The sequence below is a fragment of the Halolactibacillus miurensis genome, assembly GCF_900116255.1.
GTDB classification, from domain to species: Bacteria; Bacillota; Bacilli; order Bacillales; family Amphibacillaceae; genus Halolactibacillus; species Halolactibacillus miurensis.
Map to the genome: position 1 here is coordinate 25,680 of NZ_FPAI01000017.1, position 21,230 is coordinate 46,909.

Here is a 21,230-nt window from a genome sequence, read left to right on the forward strand (position 1 = left end):
GATCGGTATGATGTTTAATTCTGGTAGGAGGTGGAACAATGTCAAAAGTTATCGAGAAAAAGAAACAGGTTGTTTCTGAAATCGCAACAAAACTTCGTGAAAGTGAATCAACAATCTTAGTTGATTACCGTGGTCTTGATGTAGCGGAAGTTACTGAACTACGTAAACAACTACGTGAAGCTGGCGTGGAATTCAAAGTGTACAAAAACACAATGTCTCGTCGTGCAGCTGAAGAAGCTGAACTTTCAGAATTAAATGAAGTGCTAGTAGGACCTACTGCGATCGCCTTCAGTAATGAAGATGTCGTAGCGCCAGCCAAAGTATTAAACAACTTTGCGAAAACTCATGAAGCATTGGAGATCAAAGGTGGCGTCATTCAAGGTAATGTTGCATCTGTTGATCAGATCAAAGAACTTGCAGACTTACCAAGTTACGAAGGTCTACTTTCAATGGTACTCAGCGTACTACAAGCGCCAATGCGCAACTTCGCTTACGCAGCAAAAGCTGTTGCCGAGCAAAAAGAAGAACAAGGTGCTTAATAGCGTCGTAGCCTAATAAGGGCTTAAAAAACTCAAAAAAATTCTAGGAGGAAACAAACATGTCTCACGAACAAATTATCGAAGCAATCAAAGAAATGACTGTTCTTGAATTAAACGATTTAGTTAAAGCAATTGAAGAAGAATTTGGTGTAACTGCAGCTGCTCCAGTAGCGGTAGCAGGTGCTGCAGGTGGCGAAGCTGCTGAAGAAAAAACTGAATTTGACGTAGTATTAGAAAGCGCTGGCGCTTCTAAGATTAAAGTTGTTAAAGCAGTACGTGAAATCACTGGTCTTGGTCTTAAAGACGCTAAAGACTTAGTAGATAACGCTCCTGGCGCTATCAAAGAAGGCGTTGCTAAAGAAGAAGCTGAAGAAATGAAAGCTAAACTTGAAGAAGCAGGCGCATCTGTAGAATTAAAATAGTCTGTTGACTATCTGAAGTAATAAGGGCTCGTCTTTATAGGCGGGCTTTTATTTTTCGTTTAAATCATCCATCCATCCTCCAAGTGTTACTACAACTAAAGTTAACCACAAAAAAGTAGGTGATCACGTGTCAGAACAATACTTTACACATAATCCTCAAATAAAAAGTGACCCAAAAACATGGGCATTCATGCTTAAAGGTCACCGGTTTACGTTTACAAGTGATACAGGTGTTTTTTCGAAAAATGAAGTGGATTTTGGTTCGAGAACTTTAATTGATGCTTTCGAGGCGCCGGAAATTGAAGGGGATTATCTTGATTTAGGATGTGGCTATGGGCCGATAGGGTTGAGTTTGGCTAAAGCTGATCGAACAAGGGTCTGTCATTTAGTTGATGTGAACGAACGTGCGATTGCTTTAGCGAAAGAAAATGCCCGAGTGAATCAAGTTGATAATGTAAACATTTATTCGAGCGATCGTTTTGAAAATGTGAATCAAGCCTTTGCGGCCATTTTGACTAATCCGCCCATTCGAGCAGGAAAACAAACGGTGCATCTTATGTTAGAAGAAAGTTTTGATCATTTGTTGCCTGGTGGCGCGCTGTGGGTTGTCATTCAAAAGAAACAAGGCGCACCGTCAGCAATGAAAAAGCTTGAAGAATTCTCTCAAGATGTTCAGGTCGTGCTAAAGAATAAAGGTTATTATATTCTCCGAGCAGTAAAAAAATGATAAATAGGCCCAAAAAAATTGACTATCGGTTCCTATTGTGATAATATAGAAAAATGCCAATAGCACGTTTTTCATGTTTAGTTAATCGTTTTGAACATGAATGGACGTGTATGATGTATATGTAGCGTAGATATGGAGTTAAAGAGAGGACAAGGATTAACCATCATTGATGAAAGTAGTCAAGAACTAATCCTTATTTTTATATGCTCAGAAATCTACTAGTTGTATCGTCGCTAAACAGCGGTTGTTGATTTGCGACTTTAGTCGTCAGCAAGCGATGTTTACTATAAATATTTAACGGGTAGGCGTTCTGGTTTTTTCCGAACGTATTATCTGACTTAAATTATACCGATTTCATTCTATAAGTCAATAGTTGACAGTTAGATGAGTTTGCGGTATAGGGCTTAACAAAATTTTTCTTGATTAAGCTTTTTTGTTTTTTATTCTTGATTTGAGGGGTGAAGCAGTTGACAGGTCAACTAGTTCAGTATGGACGACACCGCCAGCGCAGAAGCTACGCACGAATTCATGAGGTACTTGAATTACCGAATCTAATTGAGATTCAAACAGCTTCTTACCAATGGTTCTTAGACGAAGGTTTACGAGAAATGTTTAAAGATATTTCTCCAATCGAAGATTTCCAAGGGAATCTATCACTTGAGTTTGTCGATTACAATTTGGGTGAACCAAAGTATTCTGTCGATGAATCAAAAGAGCGCGATGTGACGTATAATGCGCCACTTCGGGTAAAAGTCCGATTATTAAATAACGAGACAGGTGAAGTAAAAGAGCAAGAAGTCTTTATGGGTGATTTCCCACTCATGACAGATACCGGTACATTTATTGTTAACGGTGCGGAGCGTGTTATCGTTTCTCAGCTTGTTCGTTCACCAAGTGTATACTACCACGATAAAATTGATAAGAATGGTAAACGTGGTTACGGTGCAACGGTTATTCCTAACCGCGGGGCATGGCTTGAGTTTGAAACAGACGCCAAAGACGTTGTACATGTTCGTATCGATCGTACACGTAAATTACCAATTACTGTTCTATTACGGGCATTAGGCTTCGGCACAGATCAAGACATCATTGATTTAATCGGAGATAATGAATATTTACGTAATACATTAGAAAAAGATAACACAGAGACAACAGAAAAAGCCTTGCTTGAAATCTATGAGCGTCTTCGCCCAGGTGAACCGCCAACAGTAGAGAATGCGAAAAGTTTGCTTGTATCACGCTTCTTCGATCCAAAACGCTATGACTTAGCGCATGTCGGTCGTTATAAGATGAACAAGAAACTACACATTAAAAACCGTCTCTTTAACCAGACATTAGCCGAAACAATTGCGGACCCTGAAACAGGCGAAATCATCGCTGAAAAAGGTGCGACAATTGATCGTCGTTTACTCAATAAATTGTTACCATTACTTGAGCGTGAAGAAGACCGCTTAGGTGATATGTATGTCACACCAGAAGAAGGCGTCATTGATCAGGATGTGCGCTTGCAACAAATTAAGATTGTTGACCCAACCGACCCAGAAGGAGAGCGTACGTTAAACGTCATCGGTAATGCGATTGTACCAGACGACGTGAAACATATTGCACCAGCAGATATTCTAGCGGCGATTAACTACTTCTTTAATATCTTGCATACCGTCGGTTCAACAGATGATATTGACCACTTAGGTAACCGTCGTCTGCGTAATGTTGGGGAGCTCTTACAAAACCAATTCCGTATCGGTTTATCACGGATGGAACGTGTAGTACGTGAAAGAATGTCAATCCAAGATACATCTGCGATTACACCGCAACAATTGATCAATATCCGTCCGGTTATTGCCTCAATTAAAGAGTTCTTTGGTAGCTCGCAGTTATCACAGTTCATGGATCAAACGAATCCACTAGCTGAATTAACGCATAAGCGTCGTTTGTCTGCCTTAGGGCCTGGTGGTTTAACGAGAGAACGTGCCGGTTTTGAAGTGCGTGACGTTCACTACTCTCACTACGGGCGTATGTGTCCAATTGAAACGCCAGAGGGACCAAACATCGGCTTGATTAACTCGTTGTCATCATTTGCGAAAGTAAACAAGTTTGGCTTTATTGAAACACCTTACCGCCGTGTTGATACGGAAACAGGTAAAGTAACCGAAGAATATGATTATTTAACCGCTGATGAAGAAGATAACTACGTTGTTGCTCAGGCGAATGCGCGCCTCGGTGAAGATGGAAGTTTCTTAGATGAAGAAGTTATTTCTCGTTTCCGCGGTGAAAACAAGAGTGTTGTACGTGAAAAAATTGATTACATGGACGTGTCACCTAAGCAGGTTGTATCTGCGGCGACAGCATGTATTCCGTTCTTAGAAAACGATGACTCGAACCGTGCGCTTATGGGTGCGAACATGCAGCGTCAGGCTGTTCCACTTATTCAACCACGCTCACCTATTGTTGGTACAGGTATGGAATACGTATCTGGTAAAGACTCAGGTGCTGCTGTTGTTGCGCGTTACGAGGGAATCGTTGAACGCGTCGAAGCAAAAGAAGTACGTGTCAGACGTATTTCAGTCGTCGATGGACAAGAAGTTAAAGGTGATGTTGATCGCTATAAATTACAAAAATTCATTCGTTCTAATCAAGGAACGTGTTATAACCAACGTCCAATCGTTAGTGTTGGTGACCGCGTCACAAAAGGTGAAATCCTAGCGGATGGTCCTTCAATGGAAGACGGAGAATTAGCTCTAGGTCAAAACGTCCTCGTTGCGTTTATGACTTGGGATGGTTACAACTACGAGGATGCGATCATTATGAGTGAGCGCCTTGTAAAAGACGACGTCTATACGTCAATTCATATTGAAGAATATGAATCAGAAGCACGTGATACGAAGCTTGGACCTGAAGAAATCACACGTGATATTCCTAACGTTGGTGAAGATGCCTTACGTGACTTAGATGAACGCGGGATTATCCGGGTTGGGGCTGAAGTAGAAGACGGCGACTTGCTTGTTGGTAAAGTAACACCTAAAGGTGTGACGGAACTTTCAGCAGAGGAACGCCTTCTCCATGCCATTTTCGGTGAAAAAGCACGTGAAGTCCGTGATACATCACTACGTGTTCCGCACGGTGCTGGCGGTATTGTCCTTGATGTGAAAATCTTTAACCGTGAAGATGGCGATGAGTTACCACCAGGTGTGAACCAGTTGGTGCGTGTCTACATCGTTCAAAAGCGTAAGATTCACGAAGGTGATAAGATGGCGGGGCGTCACGGTAACAAAGGTGTTATCTCACGTATCTTGCCAGAAGAAGATATGCCTTACTTACCAGACGGTACACCAGTTGATATCATGCTTAACCCACTAGGGGTACCATCACGTATGAATATCGGACAAGTATTAGAGTTACACCTGGGTATGGCTGCACGTCAACTCGGTATTCATGTAGCAACGCCAGTATTTGATGGGGCAACAGAGGAAGATGTCTGGGAGACGATCGAAGAAGCTGGTATGTCACGTGATGCGAAAACCATTCTTTATGATGGACGTTCAGGTGAAGCTTTTGATAACCGTGTATCTGTTGGGGTTATGTATATGATCAAACTCGCGCACATGGTTGATGATAAACTTCACGCCCGTTCAACCGGTCCATATTCACTTGTTACTCAACAGCCACTTGGTGGTAAAGCGCAGTTCGGTGGACAGCGTTTTGGTGAGATGGAGGTATGGGCACTTGAAGCATATGGTGCTGCTTACACATTGCAAGAGATTTTAACAGTAAAATCCGATGATGTTGTTGGTCGTGTGAAAACATACGAAGCAATCGTTAAGGGCGAAAACATTCCTGAACCAGGTATCCCTGAATCATTCAAAGTATTGATCAAAGAGTTACAGAGTTTAGGTATGGATGTGAAGATGTTGTCAGCAGACGAACAAGAAATCGAACTGCGTGACATTGAAGATGAGGACGATACCTCACAAGAACAATTTAATTTAGAACTTGAAGAAAAGTAAGGTCGTTTAGATACTGTTTAATGGCCTAGCCATCGCTAGGCCTACCACATACTAAAAGGGAGGTAGACCCCTTGCTAGATGTAAATAATTTCGAATTTATGAAAATAGGTTTGGCATCACCAGACAAAATTCGGTCATGGTCATTTGGGGAAGTTAAAAAGCCAGAAACGATTAACTATCGTACGTTAAAACCAGAAAAAGATGGTTTATTCTGTGAGAGAATTTTCGGTCCAACGAAGGACTGGGAATGTCACTGTGGAAAGTACAAACGTGTCCGTTATAAAGGTGTTGTTTGTGACCGTTGTGGTGTAGAAGTCACAAAGGCAAAAGTACGTCGTGAACGTATGGGTCACATTGAACTCGCCGCACCTGTATCACATATTTGGTACTTTAAAGGGATTCCGAGTCGTATGGGACTTGTCCTTGATATGTCACCGCGTGCGCTTGAAGAAGTTATTTACTTTGCGGCTTATATAGTGACAGATGCTGGTGATACAGCACTTGAAAAGAAACAATTGTTATCTGAAAGAGAATATCGTGCGTACCGTGATAAGTACGGACAAAGTTTCCAGGCGCAAATGGGCGCAGAAGCGGTCAAAAAAATCTTACAAGATTTAGACTTAGACAAAGAAGCAGATATGCTTCGTGAAGAGTTAAAATCAGCTCAAGGTCAACGTCGTACGCGTGCGATTAAACGTTTAGAAGTCGTTGAAGCGTTTAGACATTCTGGTAATGATCCTTCATGGATGGTTTTAGATGTCTTGCCAATCATTCCGCCGGAACTACGTCCAATGGTTCAGCTTGATGGCGGACGTTTTGCGACATCAGACTTAAACGACTTATATCGTCGTGTGATTAACCGTAACAATCGTTTGAAGCGTCTATTAGATTTGGGTGCACCAACGATTATTGTACAAAATGAGAAGCGTATGCTTCAAGAAGCTGTGGATGCCTTAATTGACAATGGTCGCCGTGGCCGTCCAGTAACTGGACCAGGTAACCGTCCGTTAAAATCGCTATCCCATATGCTTAAAGGTAAGCAAGGGCGTTTCCGTCAAAACTTATTAGGTAAACGTGTCGACTATTCAGGTCGTTCGGTTATCGTTGTTGGACCAAACTTGAAGATGTATCAGTGTGGTTTACCGAAAGAAATGGCGGTTGAATTGTTCAAGCCGTTTATTATGAGAGAACTCGTTGAGCGTGGTCTTGCGCACAACATTAAATCAGCTAAACGTAAGATTGAACGCCTGCATGATGAGATTTGGGAAGTATTAGAGGATGTTATTAGAGAACACCCAGTACTCCTAAACCGTGCCCCAACGCTTCACCGTTTAGGTATTCAAGCGTTCGAGCCAACCCTTGTTGAGGGGCGTGCGATTCGTTTGCACCCATTAGTATGTACAGCGTATAACGCTGACTTTGATGGTGACCAGATGGCTGTTCACGTACCGTTATCGGCAGAAGCTCAGGCAGAAGCGCGCATTTTAATGCTAGCAGCACAAAATATTCTTAACCCGAAAGATGGTAAGCCGGTTGTTACACCATCACAGGATATGGTATTAGGTAACTATTACTTAACCTTAGAACGTGAAGGAGCAATTGGTGAAGGGTTGATCGTGAAAGATATGGATGAAGCGATGATTGCGTATCAAAATGGTTATGTTCATTTACACACGCGTATTGCCGTTCAAGCATCATCACTCAATAACCCAAGGTTTACTGAAGAGCAAAATAGCCAATTGTTGTTAACGACAGTCGGTAAATTAATCTTTAATTCAATCTTACCACCATCATTCCCATATATGAATGAACCGACGATGCACAATTTAGAGGTAGAAACGCCTGCGCATTACTTTGTACCAAAAGGGACAAATGTAAAAGAAGAAATTCAAAAGCGTGAACGTATCTTACCATTTAAGAAAGGGATCTTAGGGGATATCATTGCTGAAGTGTTTAAGAAATTCAAGATTAGTGAAACATCTAAGATGCTTGACCGTATGAAGGACTTAGGTTTCAAATACTCTACAAAAGCCGGTATCACTGTAGGTGTTGCTGACATCGTTGTACTTGAAGAGAAGAAAGAAATCCTTGAAGAAGCACAAACGAAAGTAGATAAAGTTATGAAACAATTCCGTCGTGGTCTGATCACAGAAGATGAACGCTATGAACGCGTTATTTCTATCTGGTCACAAGCGAAAGATGTTATTCAAGAGAAATTGATGAAATCACTTAGCCACCGTAACCCAATCTTTATGATGAGTGACTCTGGTGCCCGTGGTAACGCATCGAACTTTACGCAACTTGCTGGTATGCGTGGTCTGATGGCCAACCCGGCTGGTCGTATTATCGAGTTACCGATTAAGTCCAGTTTCCGTGAAGGTTTAACGGTCTTAGAATACTTTATTTCAACTCACGGTGCGCGTAAAGGTCTTGCCGATACCGCCCTGAAGACAGCCGACTCTGGTTACTTAACCCGTCGTCTCGTTGATGTTGCTCAAGATGTCATTATCCGTGAAGATGATTGTCACACTGACCGTGGTCTTCCGGTGCAGGCGATTACTGAAGGAACCGAGATTATCGAGCCATTAATTGACCGTTTAATTGGTCGTACAGCATTTGAGACGGTGAAACATCCTGAAACAGGTGCGGTAATGATTGAGAAGAATGAGGTCATTAATGAGGATACTGCCCGTCTTATCGACGAAGCTGGTATCGACGAAGTCCTTATTCGTACAGTCTTTACATGTAACACGAAACATGGTGCGTGTAAGAAGTGTTACGGACGTAACCTTGCGACGGGTCAAGAGGTTGAAGTTGGGGAAGCTGTTGGTATTATCGCCGCTCAATCAATTGGTGAGCCTGGTACACAGTTAACAATGCGTACATTCCACACCGGTGGTGTAGCGGGTAGTGATATCACACAAGGTTTACCGCGTATCCAAGAGATCTTTGAAGCGCGTAATCCGAAAGGTCAAGCGCTCATCAGTGAAATCGAAGGTACAGTGACAGATATTACTGAAGTAAAAGATAAACAAGAAATTGTTGTTCAAGGTATCATTGAACCACGTACGTATACCGTTCCTTACGGTGCGCGCGTGAAGGTGGAAATTGGGGATGAGGTTGTTTCTGGTGAAGCTCTCACAGAAGGTTCAATTGATCCAAAAGAGTTACTGAAGTTCCAAGGTGTAGACGGTGTTCAGTCGTATCTCCTTAAAGAGGTGCAAAAAGTATACCGTATGCAAGGGGTGGAAATTGGCGACAAGCACGTTGAGGTCATGGTACGTCAAATGTTGCGTAAAGTACGTGTCACAGAGTCTGGTAATACAGATGTTTTACCAGGTGCCTTACTTGAAATTCACCAATTTAAAGATGCGAATAAGAAAGCGTTAATGAATGGTGATGAGCCAGCTGTTGGACGCCCAGTCTTACTCGGTATTACAAAAGCTTCACTTGAAACTGACTCATTCTTATCTGCCGCATCATTCCAAGAAACAACACGGGTATTAACGGATGCAGCAATCAAAGGAAAACGCGATGAATTACTCGGCCTTAAAGAGAATGTCATCATCGGTAAGCTTGTGCCTGCAGGTACAGGGATGCAACGTTACCGCAAGATCCAAGCGCAGACAGAAATACCGGTAGTGAATGTAGTAGAAGAAGAAACAGAAGCGAAAGAAACGATTGAATAAATGGTATTAAGGTAAAACGAAGGGCCCTTGAATTCGTGCTACGCGCTGATGAAAATAGTTGTCGAACTTTTATATTTTGAGTTGACAATTACTTTTCATACGTGGTACTATATTCAAGGTGCTTCTGTTACCTTCATGGCTTTGGAGGATATGTAAATGTCTTATGAAAAAGTTACCCAAGCTAAAAATCAATTAGTTGTTGGTACAAAACAAACAATTAAAGCGATTAAGAGCGGGCACGTAGAAGAAGTGATCATTGCATCGGATGTTGATCCGTTCATGATTGAGAAACTTCTACAGCTAGTAGAAAAAATGGATATTCCGTATACAATGGTGGACTCTAAGATTAAACTTGGGAAAGCTTGCGGAATTGAAGTAGGAACAGCAGCCGTAGCGATAAAGCAATAGAGTTTTGGTGAATTAACGGTGTTAATTCATGAAAACTTTGTTTTTTGCTTATAAATGAACCACCTGGATGTGTGGTATTACAAAAAGTAATGAGAGGAGGAAAAAAGTTATGCCAACTATTAATCAATTAGTCCGTAAAGGTCGTGTGTCTAAGTCTAAAAAATCTGACTCACCAGCTTTGAATAAAGGTTATAACAGTTTCAAAAAGTCACTGACTAACCAATCATCTCCACAAAAGCGCGGTGTTTGTACACGTGTAGGTACATTAACGCCTAAGAAACCGAACTCGGCCCTACGTAAGTATGCGCGTGTTCGTTTAACTAACGGTATTGAAGTTACAGCATATATCCCTGGTATTGGTCACAACCTACAAGAGCACAGTGTTGTTCTTATCCGTGGGGGACGTGTAAAAGATTTACCTGGTGTGCGCTACCATATCGTTCGTGGTGCATTAGATACTGCTGGTGTTGATGGACGTATGCAAGGTCGTTCTAAATACGGTACGAAGCGTCCAAAAGAGAAAAAGTAATGAATGTTTAATAATAACTATAAATAGATGAAAGGAGGTTAGACTATGCCACGTAAAGGTCCTGTAGCTAAACGTGATGTCTTACCTGATCCGTTACACAACTCTAAACTTGTTACTCGTTTAATCAACCAAATGATGGTTGACGGTAAAAGAGGTAAGTCACAAAAAATTCTTTATTCAGCATTCGATCTTGTTCAAGAACGTAGCGGTCAACCTGCGATTGAAGTATTCGAACAAGCAATGAAAAATGTTATGCCTGTACTTGAAGTACGTGCTCGCCGTGTTGGTGGTTCTAACTACCAAGTACCAGTTGAAGTACGTCCAGAGCGTCGTCAAGCTTTAGGTCTTCGTTACATTGTGAACTACTCTCGCTTACGCGGAGAAAAAACAATGGAAGAACGCCTAGCAAACGAAATTCTTGATGCATCTAACAACACTGGTGCAGCAGTTAAGAAACGTGAAGACATGCATAAAATGGCTGAAGCGAATAAAGCATTTGCTCACTATCGTTGGTAATCTGATTTGGTTTGTTCCTATGAACAAACCAGCTTAGGTTCACTTGTTAATAATAAACTAGATTGAAATAAAGGAAGGAGAAACACATATGCCTAGAGAATTCTCCTTGGAGAATACGCGTAATATCGGAATCATGGCTCACATCGATGCCGGTAAAACAACAACTACTGAGCGTATTTTATTCTACACAGGTCGTATCCACAAAATTGGTGAAACGCACGAAGGTGCTTCACAAATGGACTGGATGGAACAAGAGCAAGAGCGTGGTATCACTATTACCTCTGCTGCAACAACTGCTCAGTGGAAAGGTCACCGAATTAACATTATCGATACACCAGGACACGTGGACTTCACTGTAGAGGTAGAACGTTCACTTCGTGTACTTGATGGTGCGGTAACTGTACTTGATGCTCAATCAGGTGTAGAACCACAAACTGAAACAGTTTGGCGCCAAGCGACTACATACGGGGTACCTCGTATTGTATTCATCAACAAAATGGATAAAACAGGTGCAGACTTCCTATACTCAGTCGGTACATTAAAAGACCGTCTTGGGGCGAATGCGCACCCAGTTCAATATCCAATTGGTGCTGAAGATGATTTTAACGGAATTATTGACCTTGTTTCTATGGAAGCCTACTTCTATGAAGATGATTTAGGTACCCGTGCAGAAGCAAAAGAAATTCCTGAAGATCTTAAAGATCAAGCAGAAGAACTTCGTCAAGGTCTAATTGAAGCTGTTGCTGAATTAGATGAAGATATGATGATGCGTTATCTTGAAGGTGAAGAGTTTACTGAAGATGAAATCAAAGCAGCGATTCGTAAAGCGACGCTTTCTGTTGAGTTCTACCCAGTCTTCGTAGGTTCTGCCTTCAAGAATAAAGGTGTTCAATTAATGATTGATGGTGTAGTAGATTACTTGCCATCACCACTTGACATCGAAGCAATCGAAGGGATTGTTCCTGAAACTGATGAAGCCATTCAACGTCATGCGGATGATTCAGAACCGTTCTCAGCTTTAGCGTTTAAAGTTGCGACAGATCCATTCGTAGGTAAACTTACTTTCTTCCGTGTATACTCTGGTACATTAAAGGCTGGTTCTTATGTACAAAACTCTTCTAAAGGTAAACGTGAACGTGTAGGTCGTATCCTACAAATGCACGCTAACTCACGTGAAGAAATTTCAGAAGTATACGCTGGCGATATTGCTGGTGCGGTAGGTTTAAAAGATACAAGTACTGGCGATACTCTATGTGATGAGAAGGAACTTGTTATCTTAGAATCAATGGAATTCCCAGAACCGGTTATTTCTGTAGCTATTGAACCAAAATCTAAAGCAGACCAAGACAAAATGTCAATTGCATTAGGTAAATTAGCTGAAGAGGATCCAACATTCAGAACAGAAACAAACATTGAAACGGGACAAACAATCATCTCTGGTATGGGTGAATTACACCTTGATATCATTGTTGATCGTATGAGACGTGAATTTAAAGTTGAAGCTAACGTTGGTGCTCCTCAAGTATCTTACCGTGAAACATTCCGTGGATCTGCGGAAGTTGAAGGTAAGTTCGTCCGCCAATCAGGTGGTCGTGGACAGTATGGTCACGTTTGGGTTAAGTTTGAGCCAAACGAAGAAGGTGCTGGATTCGAATTCGTTAACAACATCGTTGGTGGTGTCGTTCCTCGTGAATACGTACCAGCTGTTGAGTCAGGTATTAAAGAGTCATTGGAAAACGGTGTTTTAGCTGGTTATCCATTGATCGACGTTAAAGCGACACTTTACGATGGTTCTTACCACGATGTCGACTCTAACGAAACAGCGTTTAAAGTAGCGGCTTCTATGGCGCTTAAGAACGCGAAAAACAAATGTAATCCTGTTATTCTTGAGCCAATGATGAGTGTTGAAATCGTTATTCCTGAAGAATACATGGGTGATATCATGGGTGATGTAACATCACGCCGTGGACGTGTGGATGGTATGGAAGCACGTGGTACAGCACAAGTTGTTCGCGCCTATGTTCCATTATCAGAAATGTTCGGTTATGCGACTGCATTACGTTCAAACACACAAGGTCGTGGTACTTACACGATGACATTTGATCATTACGAAGAAGTACCTAAGAGTATTTCTGAAGAAATCATCAAGAAAAATACTGGACAATAATTGATTTTTTTCGCAATTTAAAGTATAACTTGTATTGTAAGCTTCATTACTAAGGTAATGAAGCGAACAATACAAGTAAATAATAAAAACAATTTATTTTTAGGAGGAATTATATAATGGGTAAAGAAAAATTTGACCGCTCAAAAGACCACGTTAACGTTGGTACAATCGGACACGTTGACCATGGTAAAACAACTTTAACTGCAGCAATCTCTACTGTATTACACAACAAATCTGGTTTCGGTACAGCAATGGCTTACGACCAAATCGATGGTGCGCCAGAAGAACGTGAACGTGGGATCACAATCTCAACTGCACACGTTGAGTACGAAACTGATACGCGTCACTATGCACACGTAGACTGCCCAGGACACGCTGACTATGTTAAAAACATGATCACTGGTGCTGCACAAATGGATGGTGCGATCTTAGTAGTATCTGCTGCTGATGGTCCAATGCCACAAACTCGTGAGCACATCTTACTTTCTCGTCAAGTAGGTGTACCTGCTATTGTTGTATTCTTAAACAAATGTGACATGGTAGACGACGAAGAACTTCTTGAATTAGTAGAAATGGAAGTTCGTGACCTATTATCTGAGTATGACTTCCCAGGTGATGATGTACCAGTCATCAAAGGTTCAGCTCTTAAAGCACTTGAAGGCGAAGAGCAATATGTAAATGCTATTTATGAACTAATGGATGCTGTTGATGAGTATATCCCTCGTCCAGACCGTGACGTTGAAAAGCCATTCATGATGCCAGTTGAGGACGTATTCTCAATCACTGGTCGTGGTACTGTAGCTACAGGACGTGTTGAGCGTGGTGTAGTTAAAGTTGGTGACGAAATCGAAATCATCGGTCTTGCTGAAGAGCCATCTAAAACTACTGTAACAGGTGTTGAGATGTTCCGTAAGCTTCTTGATTATGCTGAAGCTGGTGACAACATTGGTGCGTTACTACGTGGTGTTGCTCGTGAAGACATCAACCGTGGTCAAGTACTTGCTAAGCCAGGTACAATCACTCCACATACAACTTTCCAAGCGGAAGTTTATGTATTATCAAAAGAAGAAGGTGGACGTCATACGCCATTCTTCGATAACTACCGTCCACAGTTCTACTTCCGTACAACTGACGTAACTGGTATAATCCGTCTTCCTGAAGGCGTTGAAATGGTTATGCCTGGTGACAACGTAGAAATGACTGTAGAATTAATCTCACCAATCGCTATTGAAGAAGGTACTAAGTTCTCTATCCGTGAGGGTGGCCGTACTGTAGGCGCTGGTGTTGTAGCAACAATCACTAAGTAAGTTTTACTTACTTTCATAAAGAAAAGGTAGCACTTCGGTGCTGCCTTTTTTTATTTGGGAAGTTTTACGTCAGGTAGAGTGGGTGTTGCTCATCGCATTGCTTCTATTATATAGATCTAGGGATAGACGATTAAAGCAGAGAAAGATAAGATGGTTATATTCATAAAAATCAAGCACTATAATAATGGGCTAGAACACAGTGCAAAAAGAAATAGAATACTAGCGAAGAAACAATGAAAATGGCTCATTTGAAATTTGACGTGGGTGCCTTTGAAACGGTGATGTGTCAATGAAAGCGCCCGCTAAAAAAACTATGAAAAAAAGTTGATATTTTTGTTGTTTTCCCTTGCAATCGGGGTTGTTATTCTATATAATGAACAATGTTGGTCATTAAAGGCGATGATGTGGAAGGTTGTTGGCACACCCGGCCCCTTTGCCATGGGTAAGGTAGCTTAGAAATTTCCGCGGAGAATGTCTATTATTAAAATGGGCGAAAAGGAGGGAAAATAATGGCAAATGAGAAAATCAGAATTCGTTTAAAAGCTTATGATCACCGTATTCTTGATCAGTCAGCTGAAAAAATCGTAAGCACTGCTAAGCGTTCAGGTGCTGGTGTATCGGGTCCAATCCCGTTACCAACAGAAAGATCAGTGTATACAATTTTACGTGCGGTGCACAAGTACAAAGATTCTCGCGAGCAATTCGAGATGCGTACGCACAAACGTTTAATTGATATTGTTAATCCAACACCACAAACAGTGGATGCGCTTATGCGTTTAGACTTACCGTCTGGTGTGGATATCGAAATCAAATTATAATTTATACAATTTATAGGAGGTGTAACGGATGACGAAAGGAATCTTAGGTCGTAAAGTCGGCATGACACAGATCTTTAGTGAAGATGGCGAATTAATTCCAGTAACAGTAGTTCAAGCAGAACCTAACGTGGTATTGCAAAAAAGAACTTTAGAAAACGACGGCTATGAAGCGATTCAAGTTGGGTTTGCAGACCAAAAACCGGTTAATGCAAACAAGCCAGCGACAGGACATGCTGCAAAAGCGAGCACTACTCCTAAGCGCTTCATTCGTGAATTCCGTAACGTGAATCTTGATGAGTATGAAGTAGGTCAAGAAATCAACGTAGAGGCATTCCAAGCTGGAGATATTATTGATGTAACAGGTACATCAAAAGGTAAAGGTTTCCAAGGTGCGATTAAGCGCCACAATCAACAACGTGGACCAATGGGGCACGGCTCACATTTCCACAGAGCACCAGGTTCAATGGGAGCAGCTGCAGAGCCTGCGCGTGTTATGAAGGGTAAAAAATTACCTGGACACATGGGTAGCGTTGTAACAACTCTTCAAAACCTTGAAGTAGTAAAAGTAGATGCAGAGCGTAATCTTCTATTAGTAAAAGGTAACGTTCCTGGACCTAAAAAATCATTCGTGAAAATTACGAGTGCAATAAAGGCTAGCAAATAATAACCGAAGGGAGGATATGTCATGCCTAAAGTAGCACTATATAACCAAAGCGGTTCGCAAGTAGGGGATGTAGAATTAAACGATAGCGTGTTTGGTATTGAGCCAAACGAGCATGTGTTACACGATGCGGTCGTTATGCAACAAGCATCACGTCGTCAAGGTACACACGCTGTTAAAAATCGTTCAGCAGTAGCAGGCGGAGGTCGTAAACCATGGCGTCAAAAAGGTACAGGTCGTGCCCGTCAAGGTTCAATCCGTTCACCACAATGGGTTGGCGGTGGCGTCGTATTTGGCCCAACACCACGCAGCTATGGCTATAAATTACCGAAGAAAGTTCGCCGATTAGCACTTCAATCAGCACTTTCATCAAAAGTAAATGAAAACAGTCTTGTTGTTTTAGAAGGTTTAGCATTTGATGCACCTAAAACAAAAGAAGTTGTAAAGGTACTAGACGCATTAAACGTAAGTGAAAAAGTATTAATCGTTACAGCTGATAAAGATGACGTTGTAGCTAAGAGTGCTAATAACTTACCAAATGCTAAGGTATTAACTGTAAGTGGTCTTAATGTTCTTGATTTACTTACACATGACAAGCTGATCATCACTAAAGATGCAGCGGAAAAAGCAGGGGAGGTGCTTGCATAATGAGAGATGCACGAGATATTATTAAGCGCCCGATTATTACGGAACACTCTGCCGACCAAATGGTTGATAAGAAATATACTTTTGAAGTAAGTACAAAAGCTAACAAAAATCAAATCAAAGATGCTGTTGAAGAAATCTTTGGCGTGAAGGTTGTTAAAATTAATACTTCTAACATTAAAGGTAAATTCAAGCGCATGGGTCGCCACGGAGGTTACCGTCCAAATCGTAAAAAAGCTGTGGTTCAATTATCTGAAGACAGCAAAGAACTAGATTTCTTTGAATCAGTAGAATAATTTCAATTAGTTAGAGAAGGAGGGAATAAAGATGGCGATTAAGAAGTATAAAGCAACTTCTAACGGTAGACGTAACATGTCAACGTCAGATTTCGCAGAAATCACGACGGATAAGCCGGAAAAATCACTATTACAACCACTTTCAAAGCGTGGTGGTCGTAACAACCAAGGTAAATTAACGGTTCGTCATCAAGGTGGTGGCCATAAGCGTCAATACCGTGTCATCGATTTTAAACGTGACAAAGATGGTATACCAGGTCGCGTTGCTACTGTCGAGTACGATCCAAACCGTTCAGCTAACATTGCGTTAATTAACTATGCAGATGGTGAAAAACGTTACATCTTAGCTCCAAAAGGTATTCAAGTAGGACAACAGATCTTCTCAGGAGAAGATGCAGATATTAAAGTAGGTAATGCCCTATCACTTATGAGTATTCCAGTGGGTACTGTTATCCACAACATCGAATTAAAACCAGGTCGCGGTGGACAATTAGCTCGTTCAGCTGGTGCTGAAGCGCAAATTTTAGGCCGTGAAGAAAAATACGTATTAGTACGTTTATCTTCTGGTGAAGTTCGTTTAGTATTAGGTACTTGCCGTGCAACTGTCGGTCAAGTAGGTAATGTTGAACATGAACTTATTCGTGTTGGTAAAGCTGGTCGTTCACGTTGGAAAGGTATCCGCCCAACCGTTCGTGGTTCTGTAATGAACCCTAATGATCACCCACACGGTGGTGGTGAAGGTCGCGCACCAATCGGTCGTAAATCACCAATGTCACCATGGGGTAAACCAACTCTTGGTAAGAAAACGCGTCAACGTAACAAGCAGTCAGATAAATTTATCGTTCGTAAACGTAAAAAATAACGGGGTTGAAAGGCGGGCATTAACACCCGTCCGACAATCACGAAGGGAGGTTTATGTATGGGTCGTAGTTTAAAAAAGGGACCTTTCGTAGATGACCATTTAATGAAAAAAGTTGAAAAATTGAACGAGGACAACAAGAAACAAGTTGTGAAATCTTGGTCTCGTCGTTCTACTATTTTCCCTAACTTTGTAGGACACACTATTGCTGTTTATGACGGACGCAAACACGTACCGGTTTATGTAACAGAAGATATGGTTGGACACAAATTAGGTGAATTCGCACCGACACGCACGTTCAGAGGACATGCGAGCGATGACAAGAAAACAAAACGCTAATTGGAGAGGAGGCGCTCTTGATGCAAGCAAAAGCTGTTGCAAAAACTGTTAGAATTGCTCCTCGCAAGGTTCGTTTAGTCGTTGATTTAATTCGAGGCAAAAATGTTGGAGAAGCAATTGCAATTTTAAAAAATACACAACGCGGTGCAAGCCCAGTTGTAGAAAAAGTACTAAACTCTGCGATCGCAAATGCAGAACACAATTATGACATGAACGTAGAAGATCTTTACGTATCAGAAGCATTCGTAAACGAAGGGGTTACCCTTAAACGTTTCCGTCCACGTGCCCAAGGCCGTGCTAGTGCAATCAATAAGAGAACAAGCCACATTACAGTGGTTGTATCAGAAAAGAAGGAGGGATAATCTGTGGGTCAAAAAGTTAATCCGATAGGACTTCGTGTTGGCGTTATCCGTGATTGGGATTCAAAATGGTACGCTGACAAAGATTATGCAGACTTATTACATGAAGATATTAAGATTCGTGATTTCGTTGAGACTCGTCTACAAGATGCTTCAGTATCTAAAGTAGAAATCGAGCGCGCAGCAAATCGTGTTAATATTTCAATTTCAACTGCTAAACCTGGTATGGTTATTGGTAAAGGTGGTTCTGAAGTTGAAGCACTTCGTAAATCATTAAATGAATTAACAGGTAAACGAGTTCATATCAACATCGTTGAAATCAAAAAACCTGATATCGATGCTAAATTAGTAGCAGATAATATTGCTCGTCAATTAGAAAACCGTGTATCATTCCGTCGTGCGCAAAAACAAGTTATTCAACGTGCTATGCGTATGGGAGCTAAAGGTATTCGTACTCAAGTTTCTGGTCGTCTTGGTGGCGCAGATATGGCTCGTGCGGAAAGTTACAGTGAAGGAACTGTTCCACTACACACACTTCGTGCTGATATCGATTATGGTACTGCAGAAGCAGACACTACTTACGGTAAGTTAGGTGTTAAAGTGTGGATCTATCGTGGTGAAGTCCTTCCAACTAAAAATAATAAGTAAGGAAGGGGGCACAACTTATGTTAATGCCTAAACGTGTTAAATATCGTAGACAACATCGTACAAGTTTAAAAGGTAAAGCCAAAGGTGGTACGGAAGTAGCATTTGGTGAATATGGTTTACAAGCAGTTGATGCTGCATGGATTACAAGTCGTCAAATCGAGTCTGCTCGTATTGCGATGACTCGTTACATGAAACGTGGTGGTAAAGTTTGGATCAAAATTTTCCCAGACAAGCCTTACACTAAAAAACCTTTAGAAGTTCGTATGGGTTCTGGTAAAGGTGCTCCTGAAGGATGGGTAGCAGTAGTAAAACCAGGTAAGATTATGTTTGAAATCGCGGGAGTTTCAGAGGAAGTTGCGAGAGAGGCACTTCGTCTAGCATCACACAAACTTCCAATTAAAACTAAGTTTGTAAAACGTGAAGAAATTGGTGGTGAAATCAATGAAGGCTAATGAAATCAGAGAACTAACCACTGCCGAAATTGAACAAAAAATCAAGTCATTAAAAGAAGAGCTCTTCAACCTACGCTTCCAGTTAGCTACAGGTCAATTGGAGAACACTGCACGTCTTCGTGAAGTTCGTAAATCAATTGCTCGTATGAAAACTGTCGTTCGTGAAAGAGAGCTTAGCGTAAATAACTAGTAAACTTGAGAGGAGGTTAGCCTCAAATGACAGAACGTAATAATCGTAAAGTGTATACTGGTCGTGTTGTTTCTGATAAAACAGACAAAACAATCACAGTATTAGTAGAAACTTATAAATTCCATAAATTATATGGTAAGCGTGTAAAGTATTCTAAAAAGTACAAAGCACATGATGAAAACAATCAAGCAAAAATTAATGATATCGTAACAATTATGGAAACTCGTCCACTATCTAAAACTAAACGTTTCCGTCTAGTTGAAGTAGTAGAGGAAGCCGTAATTATCTAATTGAAAAGAATCGCTCGGATTGATTCCGAAGGGAGGTAACAACAGTATGATTCAGCAAGAAACTCGTTTGAAAGTAGCAGACAACTCTGGCGCGCGTGAAGTCTTAACTATTAAAGTACTAGGCGGATCTGGTCGTAAAACTGCTAATATCGGTGACGTGATCGTCTGTTCAGTAAAACAAGCAACACCTGGTGGCGTTGTCAAAAAAGGTGAAGTTGTTAAGGCTGTTATCGTCCGCACTAAGTCTGGCGTGCGTCGTAAAGACGGATCTTATATCAAGTTTGATGAAAATGCAGCGGTTATCATCCGCGATGATAAAAGCCCAAGAGGAACACGTATCTTTGGACCTGTAGCACGTGAACTACGTGATGCGAAGTTTATGAAGATTGTTTCATTAGCACCAGAGGTATTGTAAGTTCAACTCACATGTGAAATATAATCGTTTTAATGAAAAGCCTTGTAAGGAGGTGCGTCTAGCATGCATGTAAAAAAAGGTGATAAAGTACAAGTGTTATCTGGTAAAGATAAGGGTAAACAAGGTGTCATCCTTGAAGCATACCCAAAGAAAGAACGTGTACTTGTTGAAGGTGTGAATATCGTTAAGAAACACCAAAAACCTTCACAAGATAATCCACAGGGCGGTATTCTTGAACAAGAAGCGCCGATCCATGTTTCTAATGTATTACCAATTGATCCTAAATCAGGCGAGCCAACTCGTGTCGGATATGAAGATCGTGATGGAAAGAAAGTTCGAATCGCTAAAAAATCTGGTGAAGCGTTAGATAAATAATTAGCGACGAAAGGAGGGCTACTCAGATGAACGCATTAAAAGCAAAGTACCAAAATGATATCGTATCATCTCTAACAGAAAAATTTAACTATGATTCGGTAATGGAAGTACCGAAAGTAGAAAAAATCGTAATCAACATGGGTGTTGGTGATGCAGTACAGAACACAAAAGCACTTGATGCTGCTGTAGAAGAGTTAAAGCTGCTTTCAGGTCAACAACCATTAATCACAAAAGCTAAAAAATCAATTGCAGGATTCCGTTTACGTGAGGGTATGCCAATCGGGGCTAAAGTAACCCTTCGTGGTGAGCGTATGTATGAGTTTTTACAAAAACTTATTGATGTTTCTCTTCCACGTGTACGTGACTTCCGTGGTATTTCTAAAAAAGCATTCGATGGTCGTGGAAACTACACATTAGGTGTGAAAGAACAATTGATTTTCCCGGAAATAGATTATGATCAAGTAAGCAAGGTTCGCGGTATGGATATCGTCATCGTTACAACAGCTAACACTGACGAAGAAGCTCGTGAATTACTCACTTCACTTGGCATGCCTTTCCAAAAATAAGCTAACAGG

At 41.2% G+C, this 21,230-nt stretch carries 24 protein-coding genes; all 24 read left to right on the forward strand.

Features of this window, described 5'->3' with window-relative positions:
• The first annotated feature begins 38 nt into the window (after nucleotides 1–38).
• Nucleotides 39–539 carry a 50S ribosomal protein L10 gene (gene rplJ / locus BM390_RS10505; RefSeq protein ID WP_062321744.1) on the forward strand — a complete coding sequence of 167 codons (501 nt, stop codon included), beginning with the start codon at nucleotides 39–41 and terminating at the stop codon, nucleotides 537–539.
• Between the two features lie 59 nt (nucleotides 540–598).
• Nucleotides 599–961, forward strand: a complete 363-nt coding sequence (gene rplL / locus BM390_RS10510) for a 50S ribosomal protein L7/L12 (protein ID WP_062321746.1) — start codon at nucleotides 599–601, stop codon at nucleotides 959–961.
• Nucleotides 962–1,088: 127 nt separating this feature from the next.
• The gene (locus BM390_RS10515; RefSeq protein ID WP_089854711.1) at nucleotides 1,089–1,688 is read left to right on the forward strand and encodes a class I SAM-dependent methyltransferase; all 600 of its coding nucleotides are present in this window, start codon (nucleotides 1,089–1,091) and stop codon (nucleotides 1,686–1,688) included.
• 467 nt (nucleotides 1,689–2,155) lie between these two features.
• Entirely contained in the window at nucleotides 2,156–5,692 is a 3,537-nt protein-coding gene (gene rpoB / locus BM390_RS10520; RefSeq protein WP_062321748.1) for a DNA-directed RNA polymerase subunit beta, read from the forward strand.
• A gap of 71 nt (nucleotides 5,693–5,763) precedes the next feature.
• Nucleotides 5,764–9,381: a DNA-directed RNA polymerase subunit beta' gene (gene rpoC, locus BM390_RS10525; protein WP_089854714.1), complete on the forward strand. Its 3,618-nt coding sequence runs from the start codon at nucleotides 5,764–5,766 to the stop codon at nucleotides 9,379–9,381.
• Nucleotides 9,382–9,537: 156 nt separating this feature from the next.
• On the forward strand, nucleotides 9,538–9,789 hold the full coding sequence (locus BM390_RS10530) for a 50S ribosomal protein L7ae-like protein (protein ID WP_062321750.1): 252 nt from the start codon (nucleotides 9,538–9,540) through the stop codon (nucleotides 9,787–9,789).
• A 109-nt stretch (nucleotides 9,790–9,898) separates the two neighbouring features.
• Nucleotides 9,899–10,318 (forward strand): 30S ribosomal protein S12, encoded by a 420-nt coding sequence (rpsL, locus tag BM390_RS10535; RefSeq protein ID WP_062321752.1) that lies wholly within the window; start codon nucleotides 9,899–9,901, stop codon nucleotides 10,316–10,318.
• Between the two features lie 45 nt (nucleotides 10,319–10,363).
• Nucleotides 10,364–10,834 carry a 30S ribosomal protein S7 gene (rpsG, locus tag BM390_RS10540; RefSeq protein WP_062321755.1) on the forward strand — a complete coding sequence of 157 codons (471 nt, stop codon included), beginning with the start codon at nucleotides 10,364–10,366 and terminating at the stop codon, nucleotides 10,832–10,834.
• 88 nt (nucleotides 10,835–10,922) lie between these two features.
• A complete protein-coding gene (gene fusA, locus BM390_RS10545) occupies nucleotides 10,923–13,001 on the forward strand; it encodes an elongation factor G (protein WP_089854718.1) in 2,079 nt (692 codons plus the stop codon).
• A gap of 116 nt (nucleotides 13,002–13,117) precedes the next feature.
• Nucleotides 13,118–14,308 (forward strand): elongation factor Tu, encoded by a 1,191-nt coding sequence (gene tuf, locus BM390_RS10550; RefSeq protein WP_062321758.1) that lies wholly within the window; start codon nucleotides 13,118–13,120, stop codon nucleotides 14,306–14,308.
• 509 nt (nucleotides 14,309–14,817) lie between these two features.
• A complete protein-coding gene (gene rpsJ, locus BM390_RS10555) occupies nucleotides 14,818–15,126 on the forward strand; it encodes a 30S ribosomal protein S10 (protein ID WP_062321760.1) in 309 nt (102 codons plus the stop codon).
• Between the two features lie 28 nt (nucleotides 15,127–15,154).
• Nucleotides 15,155–15,790, forward strand: a complete 636-nt coding sequence (gene rplC / locus BM390_RS10560) for a 50S ribosomal protein L3 (RefSeq protein WP_062321762.1) — start codon at nucleotides 15,155–15,157, stop codon at nucleotides 15,788–15,790.
• 21 nt (nucleotides 15,791–15,811) lie between these two features.
• Nucleotides 15,812–16,435, forward strand: a complete 624-nt coding sequence (gene rplD, locus BM390_RS10565) for a 50S ribosomal protein L4 (protein ID WP_062321764.1) — start codon at nucleotides 15,812–15,814, stop codon at nucleotides 16,433–16,435.
• Nucleotides 16,435–16,728 carry a 50S ribosomal protein L23 gene (gene rplW, locus BM390_RS10570; protein WP_062321767.1) on the forward strand — a complete coding sequence of 98 codons (294 nt, stop codon included), beginning with the start codon at nucleotides 16,435–16,437 and terminating at the stop codon, nucleotides 16,726–16,728. The genes rplD and rplW overlap by 1 nt, the downstream gene beginning before the upstream one ends.
• Nucleotides 16,729–16,759: 31 nt before the next feature.
• Complete coding sequence (gene rplB / locus BM390_RS10575; protein ID WP_062321769.1) at nucleotides 16,760–17,590, forward strand: 50S ribosomal protein L2; 831 nt, start codon at nucleotides 16,760–16,762, stop codon at nucleotides 17,588–17,590.
• Nucleotides 17,591–17,647: 57 nt separating this feature from the next.
• Entirely contained in the window at nucleotides 17,648–17,926 is a 279-nt protein-coding gene (gene rpsS, locus BM390_RS10580) for a 30S ribosomal protein S19 (RefSeq protein ID WP_062321770.1), read from the forward strand.
• 20 nt (nucleotides 17,927–17,946) lie between these two features.
• On the forward strand, nucleotides 17,947–18,288 hold the full coding sequence (rplV, locus tag BM390_RS10585) for a 50S ribosomal protein L22 (protein WP_062321772.1): 342 nt from the start codon (nucleotides 17,947–17,949) through the stop codon (nucleotides 18,286–18,288).
• Between the two features lie 3 nt (nucleotides 18,289–18,291).
• Nucleotides 18,292–18,933: a 30S ribosomal protein S3 gene (rpsC, locus tag BM390_RS10590; protein WP_062321774.1), complete on the forward strand. Its 642-nt coding sequence runs from the start codon at nucleotides 18,292–18,294 to the stop codon at nucleotides 18,931–18,933.
• 17 nt (nucleotides 18,934–18,950) lie between these two features.
• The gene (rplP, locus tag BM390_RS10595) at nucleotides 18,951–19,385 is read left to right on the forward strand and encodes a 50S ribosomal protein L16 (RefSeq protein WP_062321776.1); all 435 of its coding nucleotides are present in this window, start codon (nucleotides 18,951–18,953) and stop codon (nucleotides 19,383–19,385) included.
• Nucleotides 19,375–19,575: a 50S ribosomal protein L29 gene (rpmC, locus tag BM390_RS10600; RefSeq protein ID WP_018934219.1), complete on the forward strand. Its 201-nt coding sequence runs from the start codon at nucleotides 19,375–19,377 to the stop codon at nucleotides 19,573–19,575. Before rplP ends, rpmC begins: the two co-directional genes overlap by 11 nt.
• Nucleotides 19,576–19,601: 26 nt before the next feature.
• A complete protein-coding gene (gene rpsQ / locus BM390_RS10605; RefSeq protein ID WP_062321778.1) occupies nucleotides 19,602–19,865 on the forward strand; it encodes a 30S ribosomal protein S17 in 264 nt (87 codons plus the stop codon).
• A 46-nt stretch (nucleotides 19,866–19,911) separates the two neighbouring features.
• Entirely contained in the window at nucleotides 19,912–20,280 is a 369-nt protein-coding gene (gene rplN / locus BM390_RS10610; protein ID WP_062321780.1) for a 50S ribosomal protein L14, read from the forward strand.
• A gap of 63 nt (nucleotides 20,281–20,343) precedes the next feature.
• A complete protein-coding gene (gene rplX / locus BM390_RS10615; RefSeq protein ID WP_062321782.1) occupies nucleotides 20,344–20,655 on the forward strand; it encodes a 50S ribosomal protein L24 in 312 nt (103 codons plus the stop codon).
• A gap of 26 nt (nucleotides 20,656–20,681) precedes the next feature.
• Complete coding sequence (gene rplE / locus BM390_RS10620; protein ID WP_062321784.1) at nucleotides 20,682–21,221, forward strand: 50S ribosomal protein L5; 540 nt, start codon at nucleotides 20,682–20,684, stop codon at nucleotides 21,219–21,221.
• The last annotated feature ends 9 nt before the right edge of the window (nucleotides 21,222–21,230 follow it).